Annotated in this window: 23 protein-coding genes and 1 tRNA gene; 13 read left to right on the top strand and 11 right to left on the bottom strand. The window is 69.1% G+C overall.

From position 1 onward, the window contains the following. Window positions 1-204: 204 nt before the first annotated feature. From AC0VYP_RS06380 to nadD, 4 genes are all read right to left on the bottom strand, one after another. Window positions 205-277: transfer RNA gene (locus AC0VYP_RS06380), tRNA-Ala, on the bottom strand. Window positions 278-356: 79 nt separating this feature from the next. After that, entirely contained in the window at window positions 357-983 is a 627-nt protein-coding gene (locus AC0VYP_RS06375; RefSeq protein ID WP_475472989.1) for a histidine phosphatase family protein, read from the bottom strand. A 31-nt stretch (window positions 984-1014) separates the two neighbouring features. Beyond that, entirely contained in the window at window positions 1015-1416 is a 402-nt protein-coding gene (rsfS, locus tag AC0VYP_RS06370; RefSeq protein WP_285759327.1) for a ribosome silencing factor, read from the bottom strand. Between the two features lie 66 nt (window positions 1417-1482). Beyond that, entirely contained in the window at window positions 1483-2133 is a 651-nt protein-coding gene (nadD, locus tag AC0VYP_RS06365; RefSeq protein WP_285759325.1) for a nicotinate-nucleotide adenylyltransferase, read from the bottom strand. 178 nt (window positions 2134-2311) lie between these two features. On the opposite strand from nadD, the gene AC0VYP_RS06360 reads away from it, so the two are divergent. After that, on the top strand, window positions 2312-3355 hold the full coding sequence (locus tag AC0VYP_RS06360; RefSeq protein ID WP_285759324.1) for a M48 family metallopeptidase: 1044 nt from the start codon (window positions 2312-2314) through the stop codon (window positions 3353-3355). 53 nt (window positions 3356-3408) lie between these two features. On the opposite strand, the gene AC0VYP_RS06355 is transcribed toward AC0VYP_RS06360, so the two are convergent. From AC0VYP_RS06355 to AC0VYP_RS06340, 4 genes are all read right to left on the bottom strand, one after another. Beyond that, window positions 3409-4605: an ROK family transcriptional regulator gene (locus tag AC0VYP_RS06355; protein WP_475472987.1), complete on the bottom strand. Its 1197-nt coding sequence runs from the start codon at window positions 4603-4605 to the stop codon at window positions 3409-3411. A 166-nt stretch (window positions 4606-4771) separates the two neighbouring features. Further along, window positions 4772-5737, bottom strand: a complete 966-nt coding sequence (locus AC0VYP_RS06350) for a hypothetical protein (RefSeq protein WP_285759321.1) — start codon at window positions 5735-5737, stop codon at window positions 4772-4774. A gap of 121 nt (window positions 5738-5858) precedes the next feature. Then, entirely contained in the window at window positions 5859-8642 is a 2784-nt protein-coding gene (locus AC0VYP_RS06345; protein ID WP_285759320.1) for a PQQ-dependent sugar dehydrogenase, read from the bottom strand. Between the two features lie 114 nt (window positions 8643-8756). Beyond that, a complete protein-coding gene (locus tag AC0VYP_RS06340) occupies window positions 8757-9722 on the bottom strand; it encodes a sugar phosphate isomerase/epimerase family protein (protein WP_285759319.1) in 966 nt (321 codons plus the stop codon). A 562-nt stretch (window positions 9723-10284) separates the two neighbouring features. Between AC0VYP_RS06340 and AC0VYP_RS06335 the strand changes: the two genes are divergently transcribed. The 8 genes from AC0VYP_RS06335 (at window position 10285) to AC0VYP_RS06300 (ending at window position 18201) form a co-directional block, all read left to right on the top strand. Then, the gene (locus AC0VYP_RS06335; RefSeq protein ID WP_285759317.1) at window positions 10285-11523 is read left to right on the top strand and encodes an inositol-3-phosphate synthase; all 1239 of its coding nucleotides are present in this window, start codon (window positions 10285-10287) and stop codon (window positions 11521-11523) included. Next, window positions 11520-12368: an SCO3242 family prenyltransferase gene (locus AC0VYP_RS06330; protein WP_285759315.1), complete on the top strand. Its 849-nt coding sequence runs from the start codon at window positions 11520-11522 to the stop codon at window positions 12366-12368. Before AC0VYP_RS06335 ends, AC0VYP_RS06330 begins: the two co-directional genes overlap by 4 nt. Beyond that, window positions 12365-13222: a sugar phosphate isomerase/epimerase family protein gene (locus AC0VYP_RS06325; protein WP_475472984.1), complete on the top strand. Its 858-nt coding sequence runs from the start codon at window positions 12365-12367 to the stop codon at window positions 13220-13222. Before AC0VYP_RS06330 ends, AC0VYP_RS06325 begins: the two co-directional genes overlap by 4 nt. Then, window positions 13219-14010: an EboA domain-containing protein gene (locus tag AC0VYP_RS06320; RefSeq protein ID WP_285759312.1), complete on the top strand. Its 792-nt coding sequence runs from the start codon at window positions 13219-13221 to the stop codon at window positions 14008-14010. Before AC0VYP_RS06325 ends, AC0VYP_RS06320 begins: the two co-directional genes overlap by 4 nt. Beyond that, window positions 13980-14840, top strand: coding sequence for a TatD family hydrolase (locus AC0VYP_RS06315; RefSeq protein WP_285759310.1), 861 nt, complete (start codon window positions 13980-13982; stop codon window positions 14838-14840). The genes AC0VYP_RS06320 and AC0VYP_RS06315 overlap by 31 nt, the downstream gene beginning before the upstream one ends. Before the next feature lie 4 nt (window positions 14841-14844). Continuing rightward, a complete protein-coding gene (gene eboE, locus AC0VYP_RS06310; RefSeq protein ID WP_475472982.1) occupies window positions 14845-16014 on the top strand; it encodes a metabolite traffic protein EboE in 1170 nt (389 codons plus the stop codon). Continuing rightward, window positions 16011-17390 (top strand): alkaline phosphatase family protein, encoded by a 1380-nt coding sequence (locus tag AC0VYP_RS06305; RefSeq protein ID WP_475472980.1) that lies wholly within the window; start codon window positions 16011-16013, stop codon window positions 17388-17390. Before eboE ends, AC0VYP_RS06305 begins: the two co-directional genes overlap by 4 nt. 415 nt (window positions 17391-17805) lie before the next feature. Next, a complete protein-coding gene (locus tag AC0VYP_RS06300; protein ID WP_285759305.1) occupies window positions 17806-18201 on the top strand; it encodes a hypothetical protein in 396 nt (131 codons plus the stop codon). 50 nt (window positions 18202-18251) lie between these two features. Here AC0VYP_RS06300 and AC0VYP_RS06295 read toward each other — a convergent pair whose 3' ends face one another. The 3 genes from AC0VYP_RS06295 to AC0VYP_RS06285 form a co-directional block, all read right to left on the bottom strand. Beyond that, on the bottom strand, window positions 18252-19508 hold the full coding sequence (locus AC0VYP_RS06295; RefSeq protein ID WP_475472978.1) for a glutamate-5-semialdehyde dehydrogenase: 1257 nt from the start codon (window positions 19506-19508) through the stop codon (window positions 18252-18254). A gap of 96 nt (window positions 19509-19604) precedes the next feature. Beyond that, complete coding sequence (locus AC0VYP_RS06290) at window positions 19605-19856, bottom strand: DUF397 domain-containing protein (protein WP_475472976.1); 252 nt, start codon at window positions 19854-19856, stop codon at window positions 19605-19607. Continuing rightward, window positions 19853-20713, bottom strand: a complete 861-nt coding sequence (locus AC0VYP_RS06285; protein WP_285759301.1) for a helix-turn-helix domain-containing protein — start codon at window positions 20711-20713, stop codon at window positions 19853-19855. The genes AC0VYP_RS06290 and AC0VYP_RS06285 overlap by 4 nt, the downstream gene beginning before the upstream one ends. Window positions 20714-20877: 164 nt before the next feature. Here AC0VYP_RS06285 and AC0VYP_RS06280 point away from each other — a divergent pair, with 164 nt between their 5' ends. From AC0VYP_RS06280 to AC0VYP_RS06265, 4 genes are all read left to right on the top strand, one after another. Continuing rightward, window positions 20878-21186, top strand: coding sequence for a hypothetical protein (locus AC0VYP_RS06280; protein WP_475472974.1), 309 nt, complete (start codon window positions 20878-20880; stop codon window positions 21184-21186). Between the two features lie 130 nt (window positions 21187-21316). Further along, window positions 21317-22414, top strand: coding sequence for an AAA family ATPase (locus AC0VYP_RS06275; protein ID WP_475472973.1), 1098 nt, complete (start codon window positions 21317-21319; stop codon window positions 22412-22414). A 3-nt stretch (window positions 22415-22417) separates the two neighbouring features. Then, a complete protein-coding gene (locus AC0VYP_RS06270) occupies window positions 22418-23086 on the top strand; it encodes a DUF4276 family protein (protein WP_285759297.1) in 669 nt (222 codons plus the stop codon). A gap of 456 nt (window positions 23087-23542) precedes the next feature. Beyond that, window positions 23543-24619, top strand: coding sequence for a hypothetical protein (locus AC0VYP_RS06265; RefSeq protein WP_475472972.1), 1077 nt, complete (start codon window positions 23543-23545; stop codon window positions 24617-24619). Window positions 24620-24747: the final 128 nt, after the last annotated feature.

Here is a 24747-nt window from a genome sequence, read left to right as displayed (position 1 = left end):
GACTCCAGCCCCTGGCTGTGACGCTTTTCGAGGATCGGGGCACCCCTCGGTTTTCTCGCACCGTGCCGCTCGGTCAACGTCACCGCACCCCGCCCTGCGGAACGAAGTCCCGCACCGGAAGTACGGGGTCGCCCCCAGCAGAAACGACGAAACGACCCGGCTCGGAGGACGAAGTCCCCCGAGCAAGGCCGTCTCGGAGTCGAGTGGAGCTATGGGGATTCGAACCCCAGACCTCTTCCATGCCATGGAAGCGCGCTACCAACTGCGCCATAGCCCCTTGCGGGAGCCGGGCGGAGGCTCTCGCCCCTGCCGACTCCCTGAACAATAGCGGAGATCCGCCTGTTCGTCGAAACGGGTCACCCGTCGTCGCCGAGGACCGTCCCCTCCGGCAGCGTGCCGGCGTTGTGCTCCAGCAGCCTCCATCCGCCCAGGCTGCGCGGCCCGAGCACCGACCAGGCGCAGTTGCTCAGCGAACCGAGCGCCTCCAGCTGGTCCTCGGGAAGCCCCAACATGGTGTGGATGCCGGCTCGTAGGGCGGCTCCGTGGCTGGCGACCACGAGCAGCCCGTTGTCGGGCACCTTCTCCAGCCCGCGCACGATCACCTCGGCCACCCGGGCGCCGACGTCGGGCATCGACTCGCCGCCGGGGATGTCCATCCTGCGGTGCTGCTCGGGCCAGTTGGCCGAGATCTCGTCCCGGGTGAGCCCCTCCCAGGGCCCGCCGAACCGTTCGCGCAGGCCCGGGTCGTGCTCGACGGTGAGCCCGGTGAGCCGTGCCAGTGCGGCGCCGGTGTCGGCGGCGCGCTGGAGGTCGGAGGCGATGATCGCGTCGGGTTGCAGCGTCGCCAGTAGGCTGGCGGCGCGCTCGGCCTGGGCGACGCCCTGCTCGTTGAGCGGGATGTCGGTCTGGCCCTGGAAACGGGATTCGACGTTCCAGTCGGTCTGTCCGTGACGCCAGCAGATGATGCGACGGGTTTGGGTCACAGGTGCGCTCCTGGGGGGTCGGGGGCGTGGATCAGCTGACGTCGCTGTCCTGGGCCTCGCGGGCGGCGCCGCGCGACCCCTTGGGCAGCGTGATCTCGGGGCAGTCCTTCCACAGGCGCTCAAGGCCGTAGAAGCCGCGTTCTTCTTCGTGCTGGACGTGGACGACGATCTCCACGTAGTCCAGCAGCACCCAGCGGCCGTCGCGCTCGCCCTCGCGGCGGACCGGCTTGGCGCCGGACTCGCGCAGGCGGTCCTCGATCTCGTCAACGATGGAGCGGACCTGCCGGTCGTTGGGTGCGGAGCACAGGACGAAGGCATCGGTGATCGCCAGCTGTTCGCTGACGTCGTAGGCGATGATCTCCTGGGCGAGTTTCTCAGCCGCGGCCGACGCGGCGATGTTCACGAGCTCGACGGCCCGGTCAGTGGCGGTCACGAGGGGTTGCTGCCTCCAGTGGGCTCTGTCGGCGAGCGGTCGCACGGGAGCGGCTGGCGCCGCCCCTTACTCGTCGCCGAGGTAGAGCCCTGTCTTGTTGATGTATCGGACGATGCCATCGGGCACCAGGTACCAGATGGGCTCGCCCTTGCGGACGCGCTCACGGCACTCGGTCGAGGAGATGGCCAACGCGGGGATCTCCACCAGGCTGACCTTGCCTTCCGGCAGTCCGGGATCGGCGAGCCGGTGTCCAGGACGGTTACAGCCTACGAAATGCGCGAGTTCAAAGAGTTCATCCACGTTGTGCCAGCTCAGAATAGCGCCCAGGGCGTCCGCGCCGGTGATGAAGAAAAGCTCCACGTCAGCGCCGTAGTACTGGCGCATCTGACGCAGTGTGTCGATGGTGTAGGTGGGCCCCGCGCGCTCGATCTCCATGCGGCTGACCCGGAACTGGGGGTTCTCCGCGGTGGCGATGACTGTCATCAGGTAGCGATGCTCGGCCGGGGTGACCTTGTCTTCTTCCTTCTGCCAGGGCTGACCGGCCGGGACGAAGAGGACCTCGTCCAGGTTGAAGAAGTGGGCCACCTCACTCCCGGCCACCAGGTGTCCGTGGTGGATCGGGTCGAAGGTGCCGCCCATGATGCCGACCCGGCGCGGGGCTCCGGTGGGCCGGGTCTCGCTCGGCTTCACGTTCGTCTTCTGCTTGGGCACGGCCATCACTTTCGGTTCGTCCCCGATTGGTCGGGATGGGCTGCTCACCGCAGAGATTAGCCCGCATGTCCGTCGAACTGTCGCGCGCCCCCACCGGAGGTACGCAAAACCGCTCCGCGAATCGCGTCATATCTCGTTCGCGAAAATCATGGATTTGCGCGTGGACGGCACATACCATGCGGGCATGTCAACTACTCCTGACCGCACTCGCGTTCGTCTCCCAGCAATCTCCTCACGGGCCTACGAGCACCCGGCGGACCGCGGCGCACTCGTCGCGCTGCGGTCGCTGCGTGGATTCGACGAGGTCTTCAAACGAATGTCCGGACTGTTCAACGAACGTGCCCTGCGCCTGATGTTCCTGGGCAGCGCGGTACGGGTGAGCGAACAGCAGTTCCCCGACGTCTACGACTACGTCCGCGACGCCGCCTACGTCCTCGACCTGGACGAGGTCCCCGAGCTCTATATCCAGATGAACCCGCAGCCCAACGCCATGGCGATCGGCAGCAGCAAGCCCTTCATCGTCATGACCAGCGGACTGTTCGACCTCCTGGACGCCTCCGAGCAGCGCTTCGTGGTCGGCCACGAGGTCGGCCACATCCTGTCCGGGCACGCCGTGTACCGCACGATGCTGCTCGCCCTGATCCGCCTCGCCGCACGGGTGGCCTGGATCCCGCTGGGCTACATCGGCCTGCGCGCGATCGTGGCAGCGCTGGAGGAGTGGTACCGCAAGTCCGAACTGTCGTGCGACCGCGCAGGCCTGCTGGCAGCCCAGGACCCCGACGCCGCGAAGCGCGCCCTGATGAAGATGGCGGGCGGCTCCCGGCTGGCCCAGATGAACGCCGACGCGTTCCTGGAGCAGGCCAAGGAGTACGACGCCGCCGGCGACGTGCGCGACGGGTTCCTCAAACTGCTCATCACCCAGGGCCAGACCCACCCGTTCGCGGTCGTTCGCCTGGCCGAACTGGACCGCTGGATCAAGGACGGCTCCTACAACCGCATCATCAACGGCGAGTACCCGCGGCGGGACAGCGACAAGGACGCCAAGATCGGCGACGAGGTGCGCAACGCCGCGGACTCCTACCGTGAGTCCTGGTCGCGCACGACCGACCCGTTGGTGGGAACGCTGCGCGACGTGGCCGGCAGCGCGGCCAGCACCGGCGGCAAGATCTTCGACAGCGTCGCCGAGCGTTGGAAGAACAGTGGCAGCCGTGACGGCTCGGCCGGCTGAGCGTGCCCCGTTCTGGGTACCGGCCCGTCGGCTGAAGAACCGGCGGGCGGTACTCACTCCGCCGCGTACACCGCTTCGCTGACCATGCGCGCGGCACCCACGACTCCCGCGTCCGGACCCAGTTCGCTGAGGACGATGGGCATGTTCTGGGTGGCGAGGGGCAGGGAACGGCGGTAGACGACCCCGCGGATCTCGGAGAGCAGCAGGTGTCCGAGGTCGGCGACCCTGCCACCGATCACGATCATGCCGGGGTTGATGAAGGACACCAGTCCGGCCAGGGTGAGGCCCACCCTCTGTCCGCCGTCGCGCACCATGCGCACCGCGCAGGGATCGCCGCGCCCGGCGGCCTCGCCCACGTCCGCGGCCGTGAGCACCCCGTTTTCCTGCAGGCGGGCCAACAGGGCGGGGGAACGGCCCGCGCGGGCGGCGATGGTGGCGTCGCGGGCCAGTGCGGCCCCGCCGAACATGGCCTCCAGGCAGCCTTTCTCCCCGCAGGCACACACCGGACCGGTTTCCTCGACGGTCATGTGGCCGATGTCGCCGGCGCAACCGTGGACACCACGGTAGATATGGCCGTTGACCATGATCCCGCAGCCGATGCCGGTGCCGATCTTGACGAACAGGAAGTCGTGCGCCGAGCGGGCGACACCGGAGTGGTGCTCCCCCAGCGCCATCACGTTGACGTCGTTGTCCAACTGGACGGGGCAGCCGAGTTCCCGGGCCAGGGCGTCCCGGACGGGGTAGCCGTCCCAGCCGGGCATTATCGGTGGTGACACCGGGACACCGCGGTGGAAGTCAACCGGCCCCGGAACCCCGACCCCGGCGCCCACCAGGCGGTGCGGCCGGTTGAGGCCGGCGAGCAGGTCACGGATGGCGCGCAGCGCTTTGGGCAGGACCACCTCGGGCCCTTGCCGGACGTCGATGGTCTCGGTGGCGCGGGCCAGGATGGCCAGTCGCCCGTCGGTGACGGCGATGTTGAGTGAAGTGGCGCCGATGTCGATGCCTGCGAAGCAGAGGTCTGCGCGAAAGTCCACGATCGTGGAACGGCGTCCGCCCCGGGAGGAGGCCGGTCCGGCGTCCTCGGCGAGTTCGAGTTCGGTGAGGCGCCCGACTTCGGCGGCGACCGTGGTGCGCGACACCTGGAGCCGGTCGGCGAGTTCGGCGCGCGAGAGCGGCCCCTCGTCACGGAGCAACCGCAGGATACGGGCCTGGGTGCGGGTCTCCGCCCTACTGGCGAGCGTTGCAGCCACATGTGCATCCTGCCACACCTGTTCCGGTGCGGCCCAGGCCCGATCGGTGTCCTGTCCCCCGAGCAATATCCACCCCTAGTGTGTGCGCGGTCCGGGGCTTCCCGGACCGCGATCGGGCTCCCGCCGAAGCGGGAGCCCTCCGGGCGAACAGGCCCCGGCCCGAGTGCTAGAAGGCCTTACCGGCCTGCTTGGCGTCGGCCTTGGCCTCGCCGCGGCGCTCCTCGGCCTTGGCCTCGAGCTCAGCGGAGTGGTCAACCTGGGCCATGCGGGCCGCGAAGCCGGAACCGATGGTGCCAAGGTCCCCGGTAATCGTCCCACGCACGCGGTTGTTCTCGCCCGCGAGCGCGGCCGGGGAGTTGCCCTGCGCGGTCAGGTTGCCGCGGACGATGTTGTTGTCAACGTGGATGGTGGCGGTGTTGTCGCGAATAGTGACGTTCTTGTCCCAGTAGCTGACGTCGGAGCAGGCGGACGCGGGACCGTCCGACCCGACCTGCACGATGCTGGAGTTGTTGATGTAGGTGGCGCCCCCGTACACCTCGCCGCCGCAGAACACGCTGCCGTCGGCGTTGTTGGCGATGCGCAGGTTGCCGTTGACGACGGTGTCGTAGATGTCGGCGTAGCCGGTGCCGTCGGCGGTGACCGCACCGCTGACCGTGGCCCCGTCGAGGAAGAGGTCGCCGGTGGTGGCGTTGACGGCGCCGCCGACGCTGGAGCCGACGCCGAAGACGAAACCGCTCACGTCGGATCCGGCGATGGGGACGGCGCGCAGGTTGGCCCCCAGCGAGCTGTCCTCCAGGTAGGTGCCGAACGCGCTACGAGCGGTGACGGCGTTGGAGATGGTGGTGTCCACCGCGTCGAAGTAGCCGTCCTCCTGGACGGTGACGTTGCCCTTGAAGGTTCCGCCGTTGACGACGAGGTCGGCACCGGCGCGCACCGTGACGTTGCCCTCGACGGTGGTGCCGGTGAGGGAGCAGGACTTGCCGGCCTGGACGATGAGGTCACCCGGGACGGTGACCGCGCCGCCGACGCCGTTGCAGGTGGTGACGAGGTCGGCGCTAGCGGGGGCTGCGAAGAGGCCCATGCCTCCGATGGTGAACAACGAGGTGGCGGCGACGATGCTTCGAAGCTTCATGGGGGTGTCCCTTTCTGGACAGAACACATGTGGGGGATCCCGGTCCCGAGTAGCCCTTGAGGCCGGAGGTGCCGCCCGGACTGTACCGGTAGTCCGGGCGGCTGCGGTAGGGGGTGGAAGGTCAGTCGCCGAGGCTCTCGATGACCCCCTGGGCTGCCCAGAAAAGGTCCTCGGCAAGGGCCGTGTCGGTGACGTTGGTACCGTCCGTGGCCTGGTTCTGGAACTTCTGGAGTTCCGCGACGGCCTGGGTGGTGCGACCGTTGGCGTGGTGGCGGGAGACCACGTCGAGCGTGGTTCCCAGGAGTTTCTCAGCCTTCCGGTCGAGTCCGGAGTCGGCTACGAGGGCCTCCAGGCCGGTCAGGGCGTCACCGGCGGGAACCGGAACCGCGACTCCGTGACCACGGAAGATCAGCGAGTCCAGGTCGATCCCGCCGCTGGCGCTGATGTAGAGCGTCCCGGTCTCGTCCGGCGCGTTCTCCAGGAAGGTGGAGGCGCTGGTGAAGCCGCTGTTCTCGTCGAACTCGACCTCGCCGATCACCGGTCCGTCCGCGGCGTTCCACCGGAGTTGGACGGTGCCGCTCTGGGCCGCGGCCGCACGCAACGTCACGCCGCTGATGCCGGTGAAGTTGAACCGGTCGAAGGAGATCCAATCCCCCTCGCCGAGACCGGTGACCTTGCGCTGTCCGCTGGCGCTGCTGTCGTTGACGATCTCGCCGCCGTTGATCTCACCGGCCCATTCGGCCTCGCGCAGCTTGGGGTTGATGTAGGCGGAACCCTCACCGGTGGCCGGCCCGACGCCTTCGGCACCGGAGTCGGTGTAGGTGAGCAGGAAGACGCCGTAGGTGTTCTCCGTCTCGCCGTGGTCGGAGTCGGAGGGGGTGGGGATGGTGCCCGAGCAGCCGGAGCCGGTGCCGCCGGGGTGGGCGTGACCGTCGTGGCCGATGCCGAACTGCCACAGGGCGCGGTCACAGTTGATGTCGTCGCCGTCCTCGGGGTCGGTGATCACCGACTCGAAGGGCACCTCGTCGCCCCACTCGAAGAAACCGCCGTCGACGGGCAGGATCATCTCGACCTCGGGGGCGGTGTTGCCGACCACGACGGTCTGGGAGACCAGGCTGAACTTGCCCTCGGCGTTGGTGACGCGCAGGCGGGGGAAGTACTCGCCCTTCTCGGTGTAGGTGTGGGTGGCGGTGACGCCGGTCTCGGTGAACTCGCCCTCGCCGGTGAAGTCCCACTCATAGGTGAGTTCGCTTCCGGCGGGGTCGGTTGAGGTGGAGGCGTCGAACTCGACGGTCAACGGCGCCTGTCCGGAACGCGGGGTGGCCGTGAAGCGTCCGGTGGGCGCCTTGACGCCCTCTGCGTAGTCGATCCGGTAGAGGCCGGCGTCGGGGTTCTCCCGGAAGAAGCCGGTGCCGTACTCCAGCACGTAGAGCGAGCCGTCGGGGCCGAACTCGAAGTCCATGACACCGCGCCAGGGCGGGGCGACGATCGAGTCGAGGTGCTCGTTGGGCAGGAAGTTCTCGATATGGGTGACCGGACCGTCGGGGTCGTCGATCGCGAAGGCGGCCATGTAGTTCTGCGAGAACTCCCCGAAGAACGCCTTGCCGTCCCAGTACTCGGGGAACTTGCCCGGGGCGGGGTTGTCGGGGTCGTAGTGGTAGACCGGGCCGCCCATGGGACCTTGGCCGCTGCCGCCGAAGGCGGTCAGCTCGGGCCAGGGCTGGTCGTCGTCGGAGTCGCCGTACCAGAGCTGCGGTTCGGTGGCGGGGACGCCGATGTCGGTGAGGCCGGTGTTCCAACGGGAGTTGTTGACGGGGGCGTCGCAGTCGAACCACTCGCCGGGGGTCGAGGTGGCGAAGTCCCACTCGTTGTAGACGGCGTTGGGGCCGTGGCAGTAGGGCCAGCCGCCGTTGATCGGCTTGCTGGTGGACTGCCACTCGACGTAGCCCATGGGGCCGCGGGTGTCGCTCGCGGTCCCGGCGTCGGGACCGTATTCGCCCCACAGGAGGGCGTCGTTGGCGGGGTCGATCTCCATGCGGAACGGGTTGCGCAGGCCCATCACGTAGATCTCGGGGCGGGTTCCCTCGGTGCCCGGGGCGAAGAGGTTGCCTTCGGGGACCGTGTAGGAGCCGTCGTCCTCGACGCTGATGCGCAGGATCTTGCCGCGCAGGTCGTTGGTGTTGCCGGCCGAACGACGCGCGTCGTAGCCGGGGTTGAAGCCGGGGGCGTCGTTGTTGGGCGCGTACCCGTTGGCGCCGGGGGCCGAGGCCGGCGTGTTGTCACCGGTGGCGAGGTAGAGGTCGCCCGCGGAGTCGAAGGCGATGTCGCCGGCGACGTGGCAGCACTGGCCGCGCTGGACCTCGACCTCGATGATGACCTGTTCGCTGGCCAGGTCCAGCGCCCCTGCACTGTCGTCCCACTTGAACCGGGAGAGCTGGTTGTGGCCCTTCCACGCGTCCCAGTAGGAGTCGTCGGCACCGGCGGGCAGCCGCTGGGGAGCGGAACCGGCCGGGGTGTCCAACGGGGGTGCGTAGAAGACGTAGACCCAGTTGTTCTCGTCGAAGTCGGGGTCCAGGTGGATCGTCTGGAGGCCGTCCTCGGAGTTGGCGTAGACCGGGATGGTGTTGATGATCTTGGTGAGCCCGGTCGCGGGGTCGGTTCGGCGTACCTCGCCGTTGCGGGCGGTGTGCAGGATGGACCCGTCCGGCATGAGGGCCAGGTCGATCGGCTCTCCGACGCTCTTGGTGAGGGTGACCCGCTCGTAGTTGTTCCAGTCGAGGGCCGGCTCGTCGTCGTGGGGGTCGTCGGGATGGGCGAAGGCGGCGGTGGGGCCGGCGACCATGAAACCGGTCAGGAGTATCAGCCCGGAGAACAGGCTGAGCAGACGTCGTGATGCAGATTTCACGCTGGGTGCTCCTTGGCGGGAGACGGATCCCTGGGGGTGTCGGGCACACGGGTGCCACGCCCGGACGCCTGGGAAACGGCGCCGGGTGGGGGTGCGGGGTGGTTGGCCGGGGGGCTAGCCGCGCAGCCGGTAGATCGCGTCGTAGCTGCGCTCGGCGTTGCCGATGGAGTCCACGGGGTGGGGCGGGACCGCGGTGGATCCCGCGTTGTCCTGCTCCCAGATGCCGTGGTGGGCACCGCGGGTGCGCAGCGAGCTGAAGAACTTCTGGAAGGGCAGGTCACCGGCGCCGAACTCGATGATGTCGTAGCCGTTGCTGTTGGCGTTGTTGGTCTTGCCGTCCTTGACGTGGAACAGCGGGTAGCGCCGGGGGTTGGCGTTGACGTAGTCCACCGGTTCGAACCCCGGGTAGAGGTGTTTGCCGGCGAAGGCCCAGTAGATGTCCATCTCCAGGAAGACCGTGTTGGGGTCGGTGTTCTCCAGGAAGACGTCGTAGAGGCGGACGCTGGGCTGGTCGGTGGCGAAGCCGAACTCCCCGGCGTGGTTGTGCTGGTAGAACTTGATGCCGCGCGAGGCGGCAGCCGCGCCGAAGACGTTGAACTCGTCAGCGGCGGCCTTGTATCCCGCAACGGTGTTGACGTTGGTAGGGGCGTTGGCGGTGCCGACGTGCTTGAGGCCGAGGATCTCGGCGTTGTCGAGTTCCTGCTCGGTGTTGGCGCGCCAGGCGCCCAGGCCGACGTGGCTGCCCACTGCCTTGAGCCCATTGTCGTCGAGCAGTTGGCGGATCTCCTGCACCGTGATGGCGCCGACCGAACCCTGGGTGTAACCGGCGAACTCGATTTCCTTGTAGCCGATGCGGGCGAGTTCTTCCAGTACGACCCGGAAGCCGAGGCTGCTCACCTTGTCCCGGATGCTGTAAAGCTGGATGCCGATCTTGCCGGGCGGGATCAGCCGTCCTGCGGCGGCGTGGGCGGGGCCGGCGGCAGCTCCGGTGAGGGCCCCCGCGCTCACCGCCACGGTGCCGGCGGCGAGGGTCCGGAGGAATCCGCGTCTTCCGAATTCGCTCCTGTCGATTCTGGCCATGCCTTCTCCTTCATGCAGTCGGGGGCGCTCCGCAGAGGCGGCGCGCGCCGGCGCGCCACCAGGGGGACCGTGCGAGAACGCACGGTCCGGTGAAGGGCGACCCGCACCCTAGGGAAGCGCCCTAGCGCATCCTTGGAGCGAACCGGGCCGGTACAGACGTGAAGTTACACACATAACCGCCCAAGAGCCATATCTTCGGCCAAGAAGTTTCAATCTTTGTCCAGTCGGCTAACAAAGTCACGGACAGTTAAATCCGACAATCAGCAACAAAAGCTGATGGTGCCGCGAACCGAGAAACGCAAAGCATGGCGCCCCTACCAGCAGAAATACATGGAGACCGCCGCCGTGACGCGCGAGCTGGAGGACGCCCCAGCCTGCACAGACAGGTTTCCAGGACGCGACAACCAGGTGACTTAGCCATATCGGATGACAAAGCAGGAAAACATTGTGTTTCCTAACTCTTGACCGTCGGTAGTTACCAGGTTTAACTTTCGAGACATCCGACGCACATCCGTGACTGAGAACACACGCCATTCGGCCTGCGTGTCGCGAGGAGGACGCCTTGTCCGCCCCCACCCCCGAGCACGAGCAGCAGCCCTCCTCGACGGAGGACGTCAGCACCAGACCCCCAGGTCGTCACCACCCGCAGGAGAGAGTCGGCGCCTGGTTCCTCGGCGCTCGCGGCTCCGTCGCCACCACTGCGGCGGTCGGGGCCCTGGCCCTGGCCGCCGGGCTCGGTGAGCGGACCGGATGCGTCACCGAACTCCCCGGGATCGCCGACGCCGCCCTGCTGCCCACGGGCCCGATCGTCATCGGCGGCCACGACGTCAGCGCCACACCGCTGGCGAAGAAGGCCGAGGCCCTGGCCGCGTCGGGCGTCCTGCCGCCCCACCTGCCCTCGGCGCTGGGCGACGGACTGGCCGAGATCGAAGCACGGCTGCGACCCGGCACCGGCCCGGGCGAGTCCCAGCGCGCGGCCACCGACCGGCTCAGTGCCGACATCCGCGCCTTCCGCGACGACAACGCCCTGGACCGTGTGATCGTCGTCGATCTGACCAGTACCGAGCCGCCTGTGGGAGCTGAACCGGCCCTTGCGGACCTGGAGTCCCTCGAACGAGCGCTGGACTCCGGCGAGACACCCCTGCCTCTCAGCTCCCTCTATGCCTATGCCGCGCTGCGCGCCGGCTGCCCCCTGGTGGCTTTCACCCCCAGCCCCTCCGTACGCCCCGCTGCCCTGGTCGAACTCGCCGCGCGCGAGGGCCTGCCCTGGGCCGGGAGCGACGCCAAGACCGGAGAAACCCTGGTCAAGACCGCCCTTGCGCCGATGTTCGCCACTCGGGCGCTCCAGGTCCGCTCCTGGGCCTCGTACAACCTGCTGGGCGGCGGCGACGGCGCGACCCTGGCCTCCCCGGAGAACGCCGCCAGCAAGATCACCACGAAGGCACGCGGGCTGGAGTCGATCCTCGGCCACCCCGTGGACGGCCCCCTGCACATCGACTACACCCCTGACCTCGGTGACTGGAAGACCGCCTGGGACCACATCTCCTTCGAGGGGTTCCTCGGGGTGCGAATGTCCTTGCAGTTCACCTGGGCCGGTTGCGACTCCGCGCTCGCCGCACCCCTGGTGCTGGACCTGGTGCGCCTGATGGCACGCGCCCATGCCATGGGCGAGACCGGCCCGGTGGGCGCCATGGGGTTCTTCTTCAAGGACCCCGCCGGCAGCGACGAGCACCGCCTCTCGGCGCAGTGGCAGGCGCTCGCCGACTGGTGCGCCCGCCCGGCTCCGGAGGGACAGGCGTGAGGCTGCGCGACGCCGCCGAACTGGTCCGGCTGCCCGCGGCGCTGACCGTGCCCGGCGACACGCTCGCGGGAGCCGCGGCCAGCGGGTGGCCCAACGGCCGCCGCACGTGGGCCCTACCGGTGGCCTCCACCCTGCTGTACTGGGCCGGCATGGCCCTCAACGACTACGCGGACCGCACGATCGACGCCGTGGAGCGCCCTGAGCGTCCGATCCCTTCCGGCCGGGTCAGTCCCGGAGGTGCGCTCGCGCTGGCCACCGGCCTCACCGCGGCCGGTGTCGGCGCCGCAACCTGGGGCGGTGGGCGGCGCGCGCTCACGGTGGCGCTGCCACTGGCCGCCACCATCTGGTGCTACGACCTGGCGGGACGCCGCGGCCCCGTGGGCCCGGCCCTGATGGCGGGTGCACGTGGACTGGACGTACTGATGGGCGCCGGGGGACGCTCGACGGCCGCGGTCCCTGCACTGGCGATGGCCGTGCACACGGCCGGGGTGACGGCACTGAGCCGCGGAGAGGTCAACGGTGCTGCACCCGCCGACGCCGGGCTCGCCCTGTCGGCCACGCTCACCGGGGCCGCCCTGGCCTGTGTGCCCGCTCCCGGCGGGAGATCCGCAACCGCTCCGGCATTCGCCGCACTGTTCGCCTCGACCGTGGGCGCCGCCCAGACCGAGGCGCTGCGCAGTCCCGATGCGGCGACGGTACGCAGCGCCACCGGCGCGGGCATCCGGGGGATGATCCCGTTGCAGGCCGCACTGCTGGCCCGGTCGGGCCATGTCGGCGCGGCGGCCGCGCTGCTGTGTGCCGGGCCGATCGCCCGGGCCGCCTCGAAGGTGGTGTCGCCGACATGAGCCTGCGTCTGGGATACGGAACCAACGGTTTCGGCGACCACCGGCTCGACGACGCCCTCGCCGTGATCGCCGGGCTGGGCTACGACGGGGTCGCCCTGACCCTGGATCATCCCCATCTCGACCCCTTCGCCCCCGACCTCGCGGCACGAACCGCAGCGGTGGCCCGGCGTGTGGAGTCACTGGGACTGGCGGTCATGGTGGAGACGGGAGCCCGTTACCTCTTGGATCCATGGCGCAAGCACGAGCCGACCCTGGTCTCCGAGCAGGGCAGGGAGCGTCGGGTGGATCTGCTGTGCCGAGCCGTCCGGGTGGCCGCGGACCTGGACGCCGAGGCCGTCTCCTTCTGGTCGGGCGTCCTCCCCCCGGGGACCGACGACCACACCGGGTGGGAGCGGCTGGTGACCGGGATCGCCCCGGTCCTGGCCGAGGCCGAACGGCGCGGGGTGCGCCTGGCCTTCGAACCCGAACCGGGCATGTTCGTGGACACCCTCGACGGTGTCCTGGAACTGCGCGCGCGCCTGGACGACCCCGACGTCCTCGGCGTCACCCTGGATGTGGGGCACTGCGTGTGCAACGAGTCCCGGGGCCCCGTCGAGACGGTGCACGCGGCAGCGCCCCTGCTCACCAATGTCCAACTCGACGACATGCGTCCCGAGGTGCACGAGCACTTGGAGTTCGGAACGGGCGACCTCGACCTCCCCGCCGTCCTCGGCGCCCTGGTCGAAGCCGGGTACACCGGTCTGGCGTCGGTGGAACTCCCCCGGCACGGTCACGGGGCTCCTGCCGTGGCCGCCCGGTCCATGGCGGCGCTGCGTCACGCGCTCGCCGAGGTCGGCGTCGGGACGAACGCGTGAACGCCCGGAGCGGAGACGATCCGCTGGCCGGATTCGACGACGCATCGCGGGCCCGGCTGCACGGCCTGGTCGCCGAGATCACCGAGCGGCCGGCGGCCGTCGCCGTACGCTTCCCGGCCGCGGCGCGGCTGGTGGCCGGCGCCCGGACCGATCCCGCCGACCCGGCCGGGCTTCTGGGCCCCACGCCCGCCGACCGTGCGCGCGGCGCACTGCTGCGGGCCCTGCGCGATGCCCCGACCCTTGCGGGGCGACCCGAGCGCGTAGCCGCGGAGGTGGCCGACCTCTACCGGTTCGGCGACTCCGACGAGAAGCGTGCCGTCCTGCGCGGGCTGGAGGGCCCCGACGGGGTGCGGATCGGTCCGGCCACCGCGGAACTGGTGGCCGATGCGCTGCGCACCAACGACCCGCGCCTGGTGGCGGCGGCCATGGGCCCCTGCGGATACCACCACCTCAATGACGCCGACTGGCGCCACGGCGTGCTCAAGTGCCTGTTCATCGGGGTCCCGCTGGCTGCGGTGCACGGGCTGCGGACGCGGTGCGACGCCGAGCTGACCAGGATGGCCGGCGGCTTCGTCGCCGAGCGGGTCGCCGCCGGACGCACCGTCCCCGACGCCACCTGGCTGCTGGTGGGCGACCATCCGCCCACTTTGGAGGCGCTGGCGACCGAGGCCCGCTCCCCGCACCCCGACCGCCGCGCCGCCGCCGGACTCGCCCTCGCCCAGCACCGGGCCCTCCAGCACCACCCCGAGGAGACGGAATGCGCATCTTCGACCCGCACATCCACATGACCTCGCGGACCACCGACGACTACGAGGCGATGTACGCCGCCGGAGTCCGGGCCCTCGTCGAACCGGCGTTCTGGTTGGGGCAACCGCGCACCAACGTGGGGTCCTTCACCGACTACTTCGACGGACTGATCGGCTGGGAGCGGTTCCGGGCCGCCCAGTTCGGCATCCGCCACCACTGCACCATCGCACTGAACCCCAAGGAGGCCAACGACCCCCGCTGCGCGGAGGTCCTGGACGTGCTGCCTCGCTATCTCGCCAAGGACGGGGTAGTGGCCGTGGGCGAAGTCGGGTTCGACTCGATGACGGCCGCCGAGGAGAAGGCGTTCGCCCGCCAGTTGGAGATGGCGGTGGAGCACGAACTCCCCGTCATGGTGCACACCCCGCACCGGGACAAGGCCGCCGGGACCCGCCGCACCCTGGACCTCGTCGCGGCCTCGGGTCTGCCCCCGGAACGCGTGGTGGTGGACCATCTCAACGAGACCACGCTGGACCTGGTGGCGGCCAGCGGATGCTGGATGGGGTTCTCGATCTACCCCGACACCAAGATGGACGAGCACCGGATGGTGCGCATCCTCGCGGAGCGCGGCCTGGACCGGATCATGGTCAACTCGGCTGCCGACTGGGGGCGCAGCGACCCGTTGAAGACCGCCGCCACGGGGAGGGCCATGCTCGCCCACGGCTTCTCCGAGGACGACGTGGACCGGGTGCTGTGGCGCAATCCTGTGGAGTTCTACGCCCAGAGCGGGCGGCTGCTGGTGGACGATATCACCGGCGACTCCTCGGCCACCTTCGCCGACAACTCGGTGCTGCGCGGCGGACGGGAGGGCTGAGACGGTGCGGATGCGCCACCCCGACGGCACCCCGGTGCACGTCGCCTACTGCACCAACGTGCACCCGGCCGAAGACCTCGACGGCGTGCTCGACCAACTACGACGCTACGGCGGCCCGGTACGCGCCGCTCTGGGAACCCGACGGGTGGGTCTGGGCCTGTGGCTGCCCGCGCGGTTGGCCCGCCGCCTGGCCGGGTCCCCCGAAGAGACCGACCGGCTGCGCACCGGCCTGGCCCGGCACGGGCTGGAGGTGGTGACGCTCAACGCCTTCCCCTACGCGGGCTTCCACGCCCCCGTGGTGAAAGGGCAGGTCTACCACCCCGACTGGACCCAAGACGAACGGCTGGACTACACGCTGGACTGCGCACGGGTCCTGGCCCGGCTGCTGCCCGACGACGCCCGGCGCGGCAGCATCTCGACGCTGCCGCTGGCCTGGCGCACCCCCTGGGACACCGGACGGGAACGTCTCGCCCTGAACAACCTGGACCGGCTCTCCGCCGGTCTGCGCGCCCTGACCGCGGAAACCGGCCGCCCCGTGCGCGTGGGCCTGGAACCCGAACCGGGATGCGTGGTGGAGACCACCGAACAGGCCGCGCGCGTTTTGGCGGGGGCCGATCGCGAGCACATCGGGGTCTGCCTGGACACCTGCCACCTCGCGGTCGCCTTCGAGGATCCGGAGAAGGCGCTGGCCCGGTTGGCCGGGGCCGGACTGGCCGTGGTCAAGGTCCAGGCGTCGGCGGCGGTCCAGGCATCGCACCCGGGCGAGGGCGAGGTGCGCGCCGCGCTGGGCTCTTTCGCCGAGGACCGGTTCCTGCACCAGGTGCGCGAGGCCGCCCCCGAAGGGGTGCGCGCCCGCGACGACCTGCCGGCCGCGCTCGACGGGGCCGCCCGGCTGCCCGGCGCCGGACCGTGGCGGGTGCACTTCCACGTCCCGTTGCACCAGGGTCCGCTCGCCCCGCTCGAGGGCACCCAGGATCACCTGTCGCACACCCTCGCCGCGCTGTTCGGCGGTGGCGCTCCCGTCACCGACCACCTGGAGGTCGAGACCTACACCTGGTCGGTGCTGCCCGAGGGCAGCCGCCCCGAGGGAGACAAGGGCCTGGTCGAGGGCCTGGCCGCGGAGCTGGCATGGGTGCACCGACGGCTCACCCGCATCGGACTGGAGGACGCATGAGCCGCCTGCTCGTCATCGACGTCGTGGGGCTCACCCCCGCCCTGCTGCAACACGCACCGCGACTGCGCGCGCTGGCGGAGCAGGGGTGGCAGGCCCCGCTGGAGACCGTGCTGCCCGCGGTGACCTGCTCCGTGCAGTTGACCTTCCTGACCGGGGAGATGCCCCGCGGCCACGGCATCGTGGGCAACGGATGGTATTTCCGTGATCTGGGCGAGGTCCACCTGTGGCGCCAGCACAACCGGCTCGTGGGCGGCGAGAAGGTGTGGGAGACCGCCCGGAAGCACCGACCGGACTTTCGCACCGCGAACGTGTGCTGGTGGTATGCGATGGGTGCGACCACCGACTGGACGGTGACACCGCGGCCGGTCTACCACGCGGACGGGCGCAAGTCCCCCGACTGCTACACACGCCCGCCCGAGCTGCACGACGAACTGACCGAGGCGTTCGGGCCGTTCCCACTGTTTCAGTACTGGGGCCCGACCGCCTCCCTGCGCTCGACCGAATGGATCGTGGCGGCGAGCCGGCGGCTGCTGCCGCGCGCCGACCTCACCCTGTGTTACGTGCCGCACCTGGACTACGACCTCCAACGGTTCGGCCCCGACTCCCCCGAGGCCGTGGCCGCGGTACGCGCCGTGGACACGGCTCTCGCGCCGTTGCTGGACGACGCACGGGAACTGGGCGCGTCGGTGATCGCGCTGAGCGAGTACGGGATCGGTCCGGCCTCCCGGCCGGTGCACGTGAACCGGGCACTGCGCGAGGCCGGACTGCTGGAGGTGTACGTCCAGGAGGGTATGGAGTATCTCGACCCGTGGACCTCGCGCGCCTTCGCCGTGGCCGATCACCAGGTTGCGCACGTCTACGTGGCGGACCCTGCGGACCGCGCGGCGGTGGCCGAACTGTGCGCGGGGCTGACGGGGGTGGAGCTGGTCCTGGACCGCGAGGGCCAGGCCGAGCACGGGCTGGACCACGAGCGGTCGGGTGAACTGGTGCTGGTCGCCGAGCCCGAGGCGTGGTTCACCTATTACTACTGGAACGACGACACCCGCGCACCGGACTTCGCGCGCGGCGTGGAGATCCACCGCAAACCCGGCTACGACCCGGCCGAGCTGTTCCTCGACCCGGCCGATCCCACCGCGAAGCTGCGCGCGGGGTTGGGGCTGGTCCGCAAGAAGCTGGGGCTGCGCTACGCGATGAACGTGGTTCCGATGGAGGCGCACTGGGTGCGCGGTACGCACGGGCGCACCGGCGGCGACCCCGCGCACGGTCCGGTACTGCTGTGCAGCGATCCCGGCTCCGCCCGGGACCGGATCGCGGCCACCGAGGTCCGCGACCTGATGCTCGACCTCGCCGGGATTCCCGCCGCGGCCCGTACCTGATCGGCACCGCGCCCCGTGCCCTCGACCGGCTGTGGGCGCGGGGGTCGGGCACGACCGACGGCGACGGAGCCGCTCAGGGGCGGGCCGCCTGGCGGGGCGCGGTCCGTTCGTCCTGCCAGGCAACACGGGGCGCGGCTTTCCCGACCGTCAACGCCCCGGCGGTCGGTGGTGAAGCCGCTCGACGGCCGCGCAACCCCCCTGACCTGTACCACTGCGGGCCGACCGCCCCGGGCCTGTGGGCTCCCCCGGGCGCCCACCCGCGAGCACCCCGTACCCGGTGCCTGCTGCGGCGGGCCGGCGCTCCTCGGGGACGCCCGGCACCCCCGGCCCCGATCGGTCACCGCGACCGAGAACCCTTGGGGATAAAGCGTTCCGGCATCTTGTCCAATTGATGCGCAAGCAGTACTTTCCAGCCATGAGCGACCGGGCGAGCGACGCCCCCACCGATGACCCCGCGCGCCCGTCCGCGCCCCGTGCGCGTTTTGCGCCGACCGGAGGCTGGCGACTGCGGGCCTTTCTCGCCGTCCTGATCGCGCTGCCCGCCGCACTGCTCGCGCCGCCGCTGCTGTGGATGGCCCGGACAGTGCTGGTGACGGGCGGCCCGCTGCCCAGCGGCCCCCTGCTGCCCGCCGCACTCGCCATCTGGTCGCTGCTGCTGTGCGTGCCGATCGGCTGCGGAGTGCTGTTCGCGGTGATCACCAGGACCGTGCACCCCCGGTGGCTCTACGCGGTCTGCGCCCTGGTGCTGCTCGGCGGGGCCGTGCTGCTGGCGGTGGGCGAGTGGACCACCGTCATCAGGTTCCTGCGCTGACCCGGTCCCCGGTTCGGTTCTCCCGGGGGAGGACCGAACCGGGGACGGCACTAACGGACGTGGCCCTCGCCGGTCACCACGTACTTGGTGGAGGTCATCTCCGGCAGGCCCATCGGGCCACGGGCGTGCAGCTTCTGGGTGGAGATGCCGATCTCGGCGCCGAAACCGAACTCGCCGCCGTCGGTGAAGCGGGTGGAGGCGTTGACCATGACCGCGGCGGAGTCCACCCGGGCCACGAAGCGGCGCGCCGCGGTCTGGGAGTCGGTGACGATGGCCTCGGTGTGCGCGGAGGAGTAGGTGCGGATGTGCACCACGGCCTCGTCCAGGGAGTCCACGACCCGGGCGGCGATGTCGTGGGACAGGTACTCGGTGCCCCAGTCGTCCTCGGTTGCCGCCACGACGGAGTCGTCGTAGGAGCGCACCCGGTCGTCACCGTGCACGGTCACTCCGGCGTCGCGCAGCGCGGCCAGGGCCTTGGGCAGGAAGGCCTCGGCGATCCCCGCGTGCACGAGAAGCGTTTCGGCGGAGTTGCACACCGAGACCCGGTGCGTCTTGCTGTTCAGCGTGATGGCCAGCGCGCGCTCGACGTCGGCGGCCTCGTCGATGTAGACGTGGCAGTTGCCGCTGCCGGTCTCGATGACGGGCACGGTGGACTCGTTGACGACCGTCTGGATCAGCGCGGCCCCGCCGCGCGGGATCAGCACGTCCACCAGGCCGCGCGCCCGCATGAGGTGCTTGACCGAGTCGCGGCTGAGGCCGGGGACCAGCTGGACGGCGTCCACGGGGACCTCGGTGCCGGCCAGCGCGCCCCGGATGACGTCGATGATGACCGTGTTGGAGGAGTAGGCCGAGGAGGAACCGCGCAGCAGGGCGGCGTTTCCGCTCTTCAGGCACAGTGCGGCGGCGTCCACCGTGACGTTGGGCCGGCCCTCGTAGATGATGCCGATGACCCCGAGCGGGACCCGCACCTGGCGCATCTCCAGACCGTTGGGCAGCGTCTGGCCGCGCACGACCTCCCCGACCGGGTCGGGCAGCTCCACGACCTCGCGCACGGCGCCGGCGATGGCGCCGATGCGCTCGGCGGTCAGGGTCAGCCGGTCGATCATGGCCTCGCCGGTGCCGTTCTCGCGGGCCTTGGCGACGTCCTCGGCGTTGGCCGCGACGATCTCCTCGGCGCGTGCCACGAGCGCGTCGGCGACGGCGAGGAGTGCGGCGTCCTTGGCGGCCCGGCTGAGCGGGGCGAGGTCGGCAGCGGCATCCCGGGCGCGCTCGGCGACCTCGCGGACGTCCCGCTCGATGTCAGTCATGGTGTGTCTCCGCTTTCCGCTGTCCGGGTGGTGGTCCCGACGTTATCGGGGTCGCCGCCGACCGGGAAGGACTTTTGTGGTCGGCGGCGACGGTGCTCAGCCGTCGAACGCACCGAGGTGCAGGCCCCGGGTGAACGCGGTCCATTCTGCCGCGCCGAAGGCCAGGTGCCCCAGCCCGGGGTGTTTGGAGTCACGGACCGCCGCCCCGGCGGGGAGGTCGGCGACCTCGACGCAGTTTTCGCCCCCTGACGAGTAGGACGATTTGCGAAAGACCGGGGTGATCGGAGCGACCTCCACACAGTTCTCCTGCCCCGTGGAATAAGAAGATTTACGGAACTCAAGCATCATGGGCGGGCACGCCTCTCGTGTTCGGCGGCGATGGAGTCGATGAGCGCCAGGGACCGCTCCGGCTCCAACGCCAGGTTCTGTACGCCGTCGAAGATCAGCGTATGCCGGTCGAAATAGACGGAGTCTTCTACGTAGAGTGCCTCCAGCCCAGTGGGAATGGAGACAATTCCGGGCTCAGGACGCGGGAAGTCGAACAGGGTGAACGCGCCGTCCATGGCGGTGTGCGCACCCGCCTCGTCCGGCACCACCAACACCGTCACCTTGTAGTGCGCGGCCATCCCGGTCAGGAAGCGCAGCTGCTCGGCCATCACCGCGTGCGATCCCACCACCTTGCGCAGAGCCGCCTCGTCGATGACCGCCGTCAGGTGCGGACCACTGGGCGCGTCCAGCACGCTACGGCGCAGCATCCGGGACTCGACCTTGCGCGCGATCTTGTCAGCGGGCACAATCTGGCTCGCTTTGGAGACAGCACAGGCGTAACCCGGTGTCTGAAGCAAACCGGGCACCAGTACCGACTCGTAGGTGCGAATCCGGACCGCCTCCGCTTCGAGTTCCGGCAATGAACCAGGGAAAAGATCCTGGTACTGATGCCAATCGCTGCGCCCACGGGCCTCTTCGGTCAGACTGAGCAGATGCGCGCGCTCCTCACCGAGGACGCCATAGAGATCCAGTAACGCTGTGACGTCCTTTGCCCCAGGCCGTTTCCACTCGTTGCGTTCGATCCGCGTGACCTTGCCGGTGGACCAGCCGAGCTGGTCGGCCACATCCGGCGAGGAGAGCTTGAGGTCCAGCCGAAGTCGCCTCAGAGCCGCCGACAGTCGGCGCCGTCGCACTCCTGGGGCCTGGCCGGTAGTCACGATGTTCCTCCTTGATGGGTGCCTCGATCGTAGTCCGCGACATCCAACAAAATAACTTTGACATATCAAAGAAAATTTCTTGAATCTTGACATGCTTAAGTTAATATTGGAGCCAGTCGAGCACCCACCGTGGTGCCCTCTCCTCACGACAAGGAGTCGCCTCCGTGCCCTCCATCAAATCCACCGACGTGTTGACCACGATCGTCCAGCTCATCAAGGGCGGCGAGCCCGACGACGCCGGCGTCTCCCTCGCCGGGATGGTCTCGCCGCTCACCCCGACACTGGGCCTCAGACAGTGCGCGTGCTGCTGCGTCCCCATGCCCTACGACCTCTGGGAGACGCTGGACCGGCACGACCTCTACTCCCGCGACACCGACCTGTGGATCCGCACGATCCTGCCCGGTGACACCTCCCCCCTGCCGGAGGGCGCGGTCATCCTCCAATCCCGGACGGTGTCCTGCTCCGTGTCCTGACTCCGCCACACGCTCGGGCGGCCCCACCGGTCCTGGCTCCCGGCAGGGCCGCCCAACCGCGTGGAAGCCGCTCCCCGACCGAGGCGGACAGGGCAAGGAATTTGACGATGTACCCACTTAGAGTTGCCCTATGACGCGCCGCAGACTCGAAGCAATCACGATCGAGGGGTTCACCTCGCTTCGCTCGTCAACCGTGGAACTCCGGGACCTCAACGTCCTCGTGGGCGCCAACGGCGCGGGCAAGAGCAATTTCGTCTCGGCCCTGGCCATGCTCGGCAGGATCGTGGACGGTGAATTGAACCTGTTCGTCGGGACAGCGGGCGGTGCGGGAGTTCTCCTCCACAACGGCGCGAAGGGGTTGACGCGGATCAGCCTCCGCTTGGATTTCGCACCGAACGGCTACGAAGCCGATCTCGTCCCCTCCGTCGGCGACGAACTCATCTTCGGACGAGAAACCGTCCTGTTTCAGGGCGAAGGGTACGAGCAACCGTTCGTTCTCTCCTTGGGGGCGGGCCACCGGGAGACACGACTCACCGAAGAGGTCAAACAGCAACGCGCGATCGCCGGTCATGTGACACGGGTGCTGCACGGCTGCCGTGTTTTCCACTTCCATAACACGAGCGCCAACGCACCTGTGAAACAGAGCGGTTACGCGGCGGACAACCTCACGCTCCACCCCGACGCCCGCAACCTCGCAGCCGTCCTTCTCCGGCTCCGGAACTCCTCCTCCCCCGTCTACCAGCGGATCGTGCGCGACGTGCAGAAGGTGGCTCCTTTTTTCCGGGACTTCGTGCTCGTCGAACAGCACGAGCGACTGCAACTGCGCTGGAAACAGGAAGGGTCCGACACCGTCTTCCCCGCGAACGCCCTGTCCGACGGCACACTGCGTTTCGTTTGTCTCGCCACACTGCTCAACCTGCCGGACCTTCCCGGACTCGTCGTCCTGGACGAGCCGGAACTCGGCCTGCACCCCTACGCCATCGTCCAACTCGCCGACATGCTGCGTGCGGCCAGCCAGGACAGCCAGGTGGTCGTCGCCACCCAGTCGGTGACCTTGATGGACCAGTTCGCGTTGGACGACCTCATCGTGGTGGAACGCCAGGACGGGGCCTCGACCTTCGGCCGCCCGAACCCGGAGCGCCTCCAGGACTGGTTGGACGAGTACTCACTCGGCGAACTGTGGCAGAAGAACCTCCTCGGCGGACGCCCGATCCCCGAGGGCGGGTGACCCGTGCGCAAACTCCACATCCTGTGCGAGGGCCAGACCGAGGAGACGATCGTCCGTGAGACGATCGCACCGTATTTCGATTCCCCCGGCCAGTGCCATACGGCGTTCTCCATCCTCAACACCAAACGGCCTGCGAGCGGAAGCACCTTCCGGGGAGGCATGTCCAAATGGAGCAAGGTCCAGCACGAGATTCGCCTGCTGCTAAGGGATTCCTCGACCACTGTGCTGACGACTCTCTTCGACTACTACGGCCTTCCCGGCGATGTTCCCGGCATGGAAGATCGGCCCGACGGGACGCCCTACGAACGGGTCTCCCATGTGGAACGGGCAATGGCCGAAGCCGTAGGCGACCCCCGTTTCATCCCGCACCTCGTTCTGCACGAGATCGAGACCTGGGTACTGGCCTGCCACGAGGCACTGGAAATCGTCACCGATAATCCACAATTATCCGGATCGGTCAAAAACCTGCTGGAGAATGTGGACAGCCCCGAACTCGTCAACGACGGAGCGGCGACAGCTCCCTCGAAACGCCTGGCGAAACTCTACCCCCGCTACAAAAAAACCTCTGACGGTCCAGATTCGATCTCCCTGACCGGCCTTGACCAGATCAGGGGCAGGTGCCCACATGCGAACTCATGGTTCGACTCCGTTGCCGACAGGCTGAAGAACTGAGCCGGTCCTGTCAACAGGCCAACTACCGCCGACGACCACGTCGAGATCTTCCACGGCGTGCCCGTACTGCCCTTTGCCGGAGGTGCGCGTGTCTCGAGTCGCTGACGACCTGCCGCGCCCCGGCTTCCGCACGCGGGACGAGGGCAGGTGCGTCCGCCACCTCGCCGCGCGCGAATCAAACCACCGTATCGGTCCGTCTTCTCCGACGGCCACGGTCGCGGACCGCGAGTGGTCCGCCTCCCACCGCGATGTCCCGACCCCTTCCGCACACCATTGAACGGACTCTGTCCGCTTCCGCATCCGAATCCCCAATCCACCGATCAAGCAGGGAGATAATTCGTCCTTTTCTTGTGACCGAAAAAGCGCGACAGAAATCCTCCACCAACCGGCCCCACGCAATGTAATACGCTCTCGTTACGGAAAAGAGAATAAAACGGAGCGCACTTGGGAGCGGCTATGGCGAAAGGCAGAGGCGGAAACTCCGACTGGCAGCGACAACAGCAGGCAGCAGCACAGGCACGCCAGCGGCAGGCTGCCGCGCAGGCCCGGCAGAAGCAGCGCAAGGAAACCGACCGCAAAAAAGCCGTTGACAAAAAGGAGAAGCGCCGCCGCTACCTCGAATACCGCCAGGCCGAGGTCGAGCTGAAGAACCACAAGATCCGCATGGCCGTCGAGGGCCTTGAGAAGATCCTGAGCTCGGGGGTGGAGCGTTCCGCACGGGTCAACCTCAGTACGCCGCCGCAACAACAGGAGTCCGCTCCACCCGCTTTGGACGACGACCTCACCACACCCGTCCCCACTCCGCAATGGGAGGACTTCGCCCCCGATGCGCCCGGCGCACTGTCCCGCATCTTCGGCGGAGGAGGACGTCAGGCCCAACGCCTCGCCGAGGCGAAAACGGCTTACGAGAAAGCCGCCCGCGAAGCAAGCGAACAGGAGTCCGCACGCCTGCGAAAGGTCGCGGCGGCGAACCGGCACCATGCGCGGGCCCGCGAGGACGCGGAGGCCAGGAGCCGCGAACACAGCGCGGCCGTCAAACGCCACATCGCCGGATACGAGCTACGGGAAAAGGCGAGCGTCGAGTTCTATCTGAAAAAGGTGCTGGAGAACATCCCGCTTCCCGGCGATTTCCCCAGGGAGGCCGAGGTCGTGTTCACCCCCGGTACGGCAAGGGCAACGGTTCGCTTCACGATCCCGCCGCGCACGGTGGTCCCGGACGTCTTCTACCACCGCTACTACCCGACGAAGGACGAGGACCACCCTGTTGCCCGCGAGGAACAGGAGATCGACACCCTCTACCGCAGCGTCGTCAGCCAGGTGGCCCTGTTGTGCGTCCGCGACCTCTTCGACGCCGACCCCCCGCTCGCCTCGGTGGAGTTCAGCGGGCACGTCCGGACCTCCGCAACCGGATATCCGAAGGTGATCGGCCTGGACGTCAACCGAACGGCCTTTCCCGGAGACGGCGAGCTCGCTCGGGCGGACCCGAGCGCATGCGCCGGTGCGCTCAACGCCGTCATCGCCGCCCCTCGATGAGGGCATGAGCATTCGGGGGAGGTACTGCGCGACGGTCCCAACCGCGGCGGGGCGACGGGGCGGTCAACGATCGCTTCCCGCCCGTTCGGCGTTCCCGGGTGCTGGGGCCGCCCGCCTCTGTTCGGACG

Source organism: Nocardiopsis sp. iso_186 (assembly GCF_056173365.1).
This window is presented reverse-complemented; position numbering and strand designations above follow the sequence as displayed.

Excerpts from the sequence above, each read along its gene's own strand:
- nadD (WP_285759325.1), bottom strand. The coding sequence starts at position 2,133 with ATGGCCGTGCCCAAGCAGAAGACGAACGTGAAGCCGAGCGAGACCCGG.
- AC0VYP_RS06360 (WP_285759324.1), top strand. The coding sequence starts at position 2,312 with ATGTCAACTACTCCTGACCGCACTCGCGTTCGTCTCCCAGCAATCTCC.
- AC0VYP_RS06350 (WP_285759321.1), bottom strand. The coding sequence starts at position 5,737 with ATGAAGCTTCGAAGCATCGTCGCCGCCACCTCGTTGTTCACCATCGGA.
- AC0VYP_RS06340 (WP_285759319.1), bottom strand. The coding sequence starts at position 9,722 with ATGGCCAGAATCGACAGGAGCGAATTCGGAAGACGCGGATTCCTCCGG.
- AC0VYP_RS06325 (WP_475472984.1), top strand. The coding sequence starts at position 12,365 with ATGAGCCTGCGTCTGGGATACGGAACCAACGGTTTCGGCGACCACCGG.
- AC0VYP_RS06315 (WP_285759310.1), top strand. The coding sequence starts at position 13,980 with ATGCGCATCTTCGACCCGCACATCCACATGACCTCGCGGACCACCGAC.
- AC0VYP_RS06305 (WP_475472980.1), top strand. The coding sequence starts at position 16,011 with ATGAGCCGCCTGCTCGTCATCGACGTCGTGGGGCTCACCCCCGCCCTG.
- AC0VYP_RS06300 (WP_285759305.1), top strand. The coding sequence starts at position 17,806 with ATGAGCGACCGGGCGAGCGACGCCCCCACCGATGACCCCGCGCGCCCG.
- AC0VYP_RS06295 (WP_475472978.1), bottom strand. The coding sequence starts at position 19,508 with ATGACTGACATCGAGCGGGACGTCCGCGAGGTCGCCGAGCGCGCCCGG.
- AC0VYP_RS06290 (WP_475472976.1), bottom strand. The coding sequence starts at position 19,856 with ATGATGCTTGAGTTCCGTAAATCTTCTTATTCCACGGGGCAGGAGAAC.
- AC0VYP_RS06275 (WP_475472973.1), top strand. The coding sequence starts at position 21,317 with ATGACGCGCCGCAGACTCGAAGCAATCACGATCGAGGGGTTCACCTCG.
- AC0VYP_RS06265 (WP_475472972.1), top strand. The coding sequence starts at position 23,543 with ATGGCGAAAGGCAGAGGCGGAAACTCCGACTGGCAGCGACAACAGCAG.